This is a genomic window from Streptomyces tauricus, assembly GCF_014650955.1.
GTDB lineage: Bacteria > Actinomycetota > Actinomycetes > Streptomycetales > Streptomycetaceae > Streptomyces > Streptomyces tauricus.
The window spans coordinates 41,812-48,710 of the sequence record NZ_BMVY01000047.1 but is presented as its reverse complement, the minus strand read 5'-3'; the positions used below and the strand labels follow the sequence as shown (position 1 = coordinate 48,710).

The window sequence follows — 6,899 nt, the reverse complement described above, 5'->3', positions numbered from 1 at the left end:
CTCGACCGCTTCGCTTTGACTGCACCTGAGTCACACAGAAGATCGTGTTACGAGCTCTGAGGGCACTGCCTTGAGATTCTTCATGCCGAGAGAACTCCTAGCGTCACTGTGGGCCGTCGAAGTTTCTGTTCGATATATCGACAACCGTTCGAGGGCTGTCGCGGACCTTATGAGCCCCTCAATAGAGTGTCAAGCAAACGCGCGATAACGGTTCTGCTCCCCCGGAGGCTCGTAAGTCACACAACGCAACGAAGCCCTCCGCTCGTCCCAGTTCGCTCCTGAGTCGCCTGAGGACGGGTGTCGCCAGTGATCACCGAAGAACGTGCCTGTCTCGTCGAGCGCCGCCCGGCCCATGCGACGTCATGCACCGTGATGTCCCTCGAACCCGGTCCACATACCGCCGACAGTCCCGCCGCGGTAGAGGGCGATGGGCGAGTCTTTGCCCCTCCACCATGTGTCCGTTACGCCCTGTACTTCGGGCACCGGTTCGAAGCCGACGAGGTTCGATGACCCGACGGCCTTCCCCCTTGACTCATGTCGCGGTCTTGGCCCAGCGGCCGGCGTGGGCGGCGAGCGCCAATGACTCCACCCGTTCTTCTGTGCCGGCGTGCAGTGGTGTCCAGCGGTGGGCATCGATCCCGAATGCGCCGTCGGACCCGATCATGAATCCGTAGGCCATGGAGACTCGGCAGCTTCCTGCCGGAAACAACCAGCCCTCAGCGGACGAGCCCTCGGGACAGTCGGCGTCCAGAACGCGCGGACCGCCCTCGGAGAACGGGGCGGGCGGCAGCGCAAGACCGCCCCAGCGGTCCTGGAAGGCCGAGGCCCGGTCGATCTCCACGGCAGGGACCCCGTGCTCGATCCACATCTTCCGGCGCTGCCCGAGGCCCTGTCGGGGAACACGAACGCCGTCCACCTGCACGAACCTCCTGGCCCGGTCGGTCAGGCCGACAGGCGCGACCGGGACAGGCGATAGGGGAGTGGCTGCCGTCACGGTGCCGGAGTCCAGTGGCGGTTCCGGTCGCGTTCTGGGGTGTCAGTCGTCGCGACCAGGTGTGTCATCTATCGCGACCGGTCGCACCGCAGGAGGGTTGGCATTCGAAGGCGGCGCTGTCAGCGCCATCCGAGTTCGGGAGCGACGTGGGTCAAGATGCTCTCGATGACATGGGAGTTGTACTCGACGCCCAGTTGGTTGGGCACGGTCAGCAGCAGGGTGTCGGCGGCGGCGATGGCCTCGTCCTCGGCGAGCTGTTTGATGAGGACGTCGGGTTCGGCGGCGTAGGACCGGCCGAAGATGCTGCGTGTGTGGGCGTCGATGTAGCCGATCTGGTCCTTGGAGTTGCCTTCCCGGCCGAAGTAGGCGCGGTCGCGGTCGTCGGTGAGCGCGAAGATGCTGCGGCTGACCGAGACTCTTGGTTCGCGGGTGTGGCCCTCGGCCTGCCATGCCTCGCGGTATGCCTCGATCTGCTTGCGCTGCTGGACGTGCAGGGGCTCGCCGCTCTCGTCGTCCTTGAGGGTGGAGCTCTGCAGGTTCATCCCGAGTCCGGCTGCCCAGACGGCGGTGGCGTTCGAGCCGGAGCCCCACCAGATACGCTCTCGCAGTCCCTCGGAGTGCGGTTCGACGCGCAGCAGTCCCGGCGGGTTGGCGAACATCGGTCTGGGGTCGGGCTGTGCGAAGCCCTCGCCTGTGAGGACGTCGAGCAGCCGCTCGGTGTGCTCGCGTGCCATGTCGGCGTCGGTTCCGCCCTGCGGGGGCGTGTGGCCGAAGTGCCGCCAGCCGTCGATCACCTGCTCCGGGGATCCCCGGCTGAGGCCGAGCTGGAGTCGGCCGCCGGAGATGAGGTCGGCCGCGCCTGCGTCCTCGGCCATGTACAGCGGGTTCTCGTAGCGCATGTCGATCACGCCGGTGCCGATCTCGATCCGGCTGGTGCGCGCCCCGACGGCCGCGAGCAGCGGGAACGGTGAGGCGTGCTGCCGGGCGAAGTGGTGCACCCGGAAGTAGGCGCCGTCGGCGCCCAGTTCCTCCGCGGCGACGGCGAGGTCGATCGCTTGGAGCAGGGAGTCTGCCGCAGAGCGTGTCTGTGAATGCGGCGATGGCGTCCAGTGTCCGAAGGACAGGAACCCGATCTTTTTCATGCCACATTCAACAACCAGCGACCGGTTTCATTCCTCGGAACCTAGATGGAGGTGTCTACACGTAACGGCGTGGCCACTGGTTGCTGTCGATCTGGCTGAGGGCTCGATGGCCGCGAGGCCGGGCCTTCGCCGACGTGAGCGAAAGCACCGGTTGACGCTCAGGCGGGCGGGCTCAGGGAGCGCAGCCGGTCGGCGATGTCGTACACGGTCAGGCGCAGTGCGCGGATGTCGGCGATCAGGTCGCGCCAGGGTTCGTATGCGGTGGTGTCGACGTTTTCTCCGGATGCCTTGAGGTAGGCGACGGCGACGCCGTAGGCGAAGAACTCGTTGCGGGCCGGCAGTGACCGCAGCAGTACGAGTTGCTCCATGAGTGCGGCCGCCCTCCAGTACGCGTCCGGGGAGCCCTCTGTCAGTTGTGGGGTGTTCACGCGGTGGCGTGCCACTGCGGCTACGAGCGCGGAGTAGTCCAGCACGCCCAGTTCCTTGCCGAGCAGTTCCTCCTGCCGGTCCAGGAGCCAGCGGATGTCGATGTGCAGGTCCAAGGTCAGGCCGCCCGGTGCGTCGTGCGCGCCGCCTGGGGGAGTCCGCCGAAGTCACGGTCGAAGGCTTCGGCCATGCCCGGCTGGGAGACGGCCTCACGGAACGCGTCCGTCGCCACGCCCAGCTTGAGCTGGTTCTCCTGCTCCACGGCAAGTTCAGCGAGCAGGGCACGCACGCTCGTCTTGCGAGCGGCGGCGATCGCGTTGAACCGGTCCCGGGTCTCTGTGTCGATCTTCACGGTGGTATCAGCCATACCCTCAGTATGCACCTGTGACTACCTCCGTGAATACCTCAAAGGTGGCGCACGTGGACGGCCTGGGCGGCAACGCGCTGAACCGCGGCAGATACTGCTCGGCTCACTCATCGCCGGAAGCCAGCCGTCTGCATGGAGGGGGCAGACGTGACCGTGTCCTATGTGGTGAGACGGACGTAGAATCCGGTATGGGGCAGGGAACTTGGAGTTGAATCGTTCGGGATGGATTGTGGGAGATCGCGAAGCCGCTGATCCCATCACCGAGGGTGCCACCGCAGGGTGGCAGGACGCCGGACACACCTGATGAGACGCTGTTTGCGGCCATCATTCATGTATTGGTCAGTGGTTGCGCCTGGCGGGCTCCGCCGCGGTCCTTCGGCATATCGAAGTCCACCGCGCACCGCCGGTTCCTGATCTGGTCCGGAGCTGGTCTCTGGGGCCGGTTGCACCTGGCCGTGCTGCACCGGCTCGACGACGCCGACCTGGTCGACGTCACCCGTGTCGTCCTGGACACCGCTCACGGCCGGGCAAAAAAAGGGGGGCGAACACACAGGTCCGAGCCCCGTGGACCGGAGTAAGCCGGGTTCCAGGATGCACATCTTGTCGGACGCGAACGGTCTGCCTCTCGTCGTCGGGATCTCGGCCGGCAACGTCCATGACAGCGAGGGGCTGAAGCCCATGATCGCGTTTCACCGCCCCGTGCGGCTGTGGTGGAGCGGGAAGCTGGACAGCCGCACGCCGTCGATCTGCGGAGCCAGCTGGAGCGGCCGTAGAGGCATTGACGGCATTGAACGGCGAGACGGCCAAGAGCCTTGCCACGTCGCTGCGTTCGTTCTGCCGTGCGCTCAAACGCGAAAGAACTGATCTTCCGGGATCCCACCCGTTCTGTCGTGCTTTCTAGCAGCCGACGGTTGCCCGTCCCGCTCCCCGACGACCACTTGCGCGGTGTCCTCGGCCAGCTCTCCGGGGGGGGCGACTTCTCGAACGCGTGCAGGGTCTCATCGAACCCGTAGTCGCTCGGGAACACCTTGGTTTCGACAAATACGTCATCCCGGGGGAGTGCAGCTCGGCGCAGGCCGTCTCCGACCTCCTTCTCATTGAAGTACGCGGCTGCCGTATCGACGTGGCGGTAGCCCAGCTCGAGCGCGGTCGCCACCGCCTCGGCGGTCTCCTCCGGTGAGCTCTGATAGACGCCCAGACCCAGGGCAGGGAGGGTGACGCCGTTGTGCCCGGTTCACGTTCCTGGACCCGCTCGCACGCGACTTCTACGTCGACTGGGAGCAGACCGCCAACGATGTCGTCGCCGTCCTGCGTGGCTACGTCGGCGCGAACCCGGCGGATCGGCGCCTTTCCGATCTCGTGGGCGAGCTCGTCACGAGCAGCGACGACTTCTCCCGCCGGTGGGCCGTCCACGACGTGAAGTACCACCGCACGGGTCGCAAGGTCCTCCGTCACCGGGTGGTCGGGGATCTCGACCTCGGGTTCGAGGCGCTCGCGCTGCCCGACTCCACGACGCTGAGCCTGTTCGTCTACTACCCGGCCGACGAGTCGACGCGGGAGCGTTTGCAGCTTCTGGAGAGCTGGGCCGCCACCGAAGCCCGCGACGGCATCTGGCCTCATCCCGTCCAGCCGCGGTAGCCGCACGATCGAGGATTTGCCCCCGGTACCGTCCGTGCCATGCTGATACTGTACCTGTAGGTAGGGACAGAACGGCAAGAGCTGCCAGCCTGCAAGGAGGGACCGACCACGTGAAGAGCACGGAACGCCACCACCCGGCTGCCAGCTCACGAGAGCGTCTCGTCGAGGCCACCCGGGAGCTGCTGTGGGAGCAGGGCTACACATCGACCACCCCCGCGGAGATCCGAGCGCGCGCGGGCGTCGGACAGGGAAGCATGTACCACCACTTCCCGACCAAGGCCGACGTCGCAGCCGAAGCGATGCTCCGCAACAGTGCCGAACTCGAGCGCGCAATGGACGACTACCTGAAGCAGACGCCATCGCCAGCTGGAAGCGTCAAGAGCTATCTGAGCAAGCCGCGCGACGGCCAGAAAGGCTGCCGGTTCGGGCGGATGACCCTTGACAACGCCGTGCTGGAGAACGAGCGGCTGCGGGGGCCCGTGGCGGACAGCCTGACCTGGTATCGCCGACGAATCGAACATCTCCTGATCGACGGGCAAGCGCGAGGGGAGCTGCGAGACGACTTCTCCGCCGAGGCCGTTGCTGCCACGATCATTGCCATCGTGCAAGGAGCGCACGTTCTTGCTCGCGCAGACCGGAGCCAGGCAGCGTTCGACCGTGTGATCGAAGGTGGTCTCACGCTGCTGGCAGGACTGGAACGCCGAGCTTGAATGTTGATTCACGCAACGGGCGTGTACCGGCTGCGCCCATTGGTCTCGTGATCCGGTCGGCATCCGATGCTGTTGATGCAGCGGACTTCCGTAGCGTCAACGAGGAGTGGACCAGGGTGCTGTTCGTTCTCACCGACGAGGATGGACACCTGCTGGGCGCGATCCTTTCACCCACATCGTTCAGTCGGGCGGGGATGTTCTGATCGCGCGGATACCGAACGGCACCGCCGCCGGATGCGTTGCGCTCCTGCGATACAGCTCCGATCTTCTTGAGCTCGCCACGATGGGCGTGCGTGCTGAATTCCGGAGCCGCGGCGCCGGCCAAAGGCTTCGAGAGGCTGCGATCGCTCGGGCTCGACAGCTGGACGCCCGGCGTCTCTTTCTCGGGACGAACAGCCGGCCGGTTGCCGCGCTCCGGCTCTACGAGGACTCGGGATTTCGCCGGATCAGCCGGGAGGAACTTCCTCTCGCCGACTACTACGCCCGCGCCGACATCCTGATGCTCCTCTCGCTCGACGAACCAACCCGCCCAGCCTCGACCGGAAGCAGGTGACCACCATGGTCAGCGTCAGCCAAGAGACCTCGATTCAGACACGAACCCGGCTACGGGCCGTCATAGCGAACTCTGAGATCGCGGTGCTCGACGGGGCGTGGTCATTCGTCGAAACACCGATGAACGAGCCGCCCCGTTTGGATGAGCACGTCCTCGCGGTCATCCGCGACGACGAATGCTGGAGCGCCCTTCGCCCGGACGACGGGAGTGACAAGGAGAGAGAACGATTCGGTCTGCTGTCCTTCCACTTCCCACCCGGCCTCGACAACAGCGGCTTCGTCGGCTGGCTCGCCACCGAGTTGAAGAAGCGTCTGGGGACCGGACTGTTCGTCGTGTGCGGCAGCAACAGCGATCACGGTGGGATCTACGACTACTGGGGCTGCCCCATCGACCTGCTGGACGATGTCGCCGGCGTCATCCGAGAGCTCGCCGACCACCCCACAGCGACCCCGTCATGAGCACCGTTGCTGCCGGAGACGAACGGGTGCCGACGGCCGCGATCGCAAATGCGTCCGTCTATCTGAATCCCCCCGTGAGGTGGGCGCCACCATCGCTTCGGCCGCTCCTGCCGGGTGCACCATTCTCTGGACCCGCGCGCCCCGTGACCCACCTCGGCAGCGCGGACTCGATCCTGGAAGTGATCGCCGAGTCGGACAGGAGCGACGTCCTCGTCATCGACAACGGAGGCAGGCGCGAGGAGGAGTGCATCGCCGGTCTGCGGCTCGCGGAAGCCGCACTCGCCGGAATCGTGCTGTGGGGCGCCCGCCGGGACACCGCGCAATTGCGGCACACCCGCCTCCCGCTATTCAGTCTCGGATCGGCCTCATCCGGCCCGCGCCGATACCGCCCGTGGCCCCGCCGATACGGACCACCACCCTGGACTCTGCTCCCGTCGCCATCGGGGACGCCGTCGTCGCGACGACGGCGTCACATTTATCAGACCAGCCCAGGCCAACCGAGTCTTCCAGTTCGCCAGCCGCATCCAACGCATCGAGACGGCGCAGGGCGACCTCATCCACCAGGGCTGATCTCTCCGCGACCAACTTGACTTCGCCGGCTACCTCCAGCG

Annotated in this window: 9 protein-coding genes and 2 pseudogenes; 6 read left to right on the top strand and 5 right to left on the bottom strand. The window is 66.2% G+C overall.

The window, feature by feature from the left end:
- Positions 1 to 532: 532 nt before the first annotated feature.
- The 4 genes from IE278_RS43125 to IE278_RS38185 all read right to left on the bottom strand — a co-directional run bounded on the left by IE278_RS43125 (position 533) and on the right by IE278_RS38185 (position 2,929).
- Positions 533 to 916: a hypothetical protein gene (locus IE278_RS43125; protein WP_189779601.1), complete on the bottom strand. Its 384-nt coding sequence runs from the start codon at positions 914 to 916 to the stop codon at positions 533 to 535.
- 197 nt (positions 917 to 1,113) lie between these two features.
- Complete coding sequence (locus IE278_RS38195) at positions 1,114 to 2,136, bottom strand: LLM class flavin-dependent oxidoreductase (protein WP_189779600.1); 1,023 nt, start codon at positions 2,134 to 2,136, stop codon at positions 1,114 to 1,116.
- 158 nt (positions 2,137 to 2,294) lie between these two features.
- Positions 2,295 to 2,678 carry a toxin Doc gene (locus tag IE278_RS38190; RefSeq protein ID WP_189779599.1) on the bottom strand — a complete coding sequence of 128 codons (384 nt, stop codon included), beginning with the start codon at positions 2,676 to 2,678 and terminating at the stop codon, positions 2,295 to 2,297.
- Positions 2,679 to 2,680: 2 nt separating this feature from the next.
- Positions 2,681 to 2,929: an antitoxin MazE7 gene (locus IE278_RS38185; protein ID WP_189779598.1), complete on the bottom strand. Its 249-nt coding sequence runs from the start codon at positions 2,927 to 2,929 to the stop codon at positions 2,681 to 2,683.
- 212 nt (positions 2,930 to 3,141) lie between these two features.
- Between IE278_RS38185 and IE278_RS38180 the strand changes: the two are divergent.
- Positions 3,142 to 3,625: pseudogene (locus IE278_RS38180) on the top strand (IS5 family transposase); the annotation flags it as partial.
- Between the two features lie 331 nt (positions 3,626 to 3,956).
- Here the strand turns inward: IE278_RS38180 and IE278_RS38175 are convergent.
- A pseudogene (locus IE278_RS38175) lies at positions 3,957 to 4,127 on the bottom strand (aldo/keto reductase); the annotation flags it as partial.
- A gap of 44 nt (positions 4,128 to 4,171) precedes the next feature.
- Between IE278_RS38175 and IE278_RS38170 the strand changes: the two are divergent.
- The 5 genes from IE278_RS38170 to IE278_RS43350 all read left to right on the top strand — a co-directional run bounded on the left by IE278_RS38170 (position 4,172) and on the right by IE278_RS43350 (position 6,878).
- Positions 4,172 to 4,567, top strand: a complete 396-nt coding sequence (locus IE278_RS38170) for an MmyB family transcriptional regulator (protein ID WP_189779606.1) — start codon at positions 4,172 to 4,174, stop codon at positions 4,565 to 4,567.
- 110 nt (positions 4,568 to 4,677) lie between these two features.
- Entirely contained in the window at positions 4,678 to 5,277 is a 600-nt protein-coding gene (locus IE278_RS38165; protein ID WP_189779597.1) for a TetR/AcrR family transcriptional regulator, read from the top strand.
- 106 nt (positions 5,278 to 5,383) lie between these two features.
- Complete coding sequence (locus tag IE278_RS43355) at positions 5,384 to 5,830, top strand: GNAT family N-acetyltransferase (RefSeq protein ID WP_213089776.1); 447 nt, start codon at positions 5,384 to 5,386, stop codon at positions 5,828 to 5,830.
- Between the two features lie 5 nt (positions 5,831 to 5,835).
- A complete protein-coding gene (locus IE278_RS38155) occupies positions 5,836 to 6,288 on the top strand; it encodes a DUF6196 family protein (RefSeq protein ID WP_189779596.1) in 453 nt (150 codons plus the stop codon).
- Positions 6,285 to 6,878 carry an RraA family protein gene (locus IE278_RS43350; RefSeq protein ID WP_213089775.1) on the top strand — a complete coding sequence of 198 codons (594 nt, stop codon included), beginning with the start codon at positions 6,285 to 6,287 and terminating at the stop codon, positions 6,876 to 6,878. Before IE278_RS38155 ends, IE278_RS43350 begins: the two co-directional genes overlap by 4 nt.
- Positions 6,879 to 6,899 lie beyond the last annotated feature (21 nt).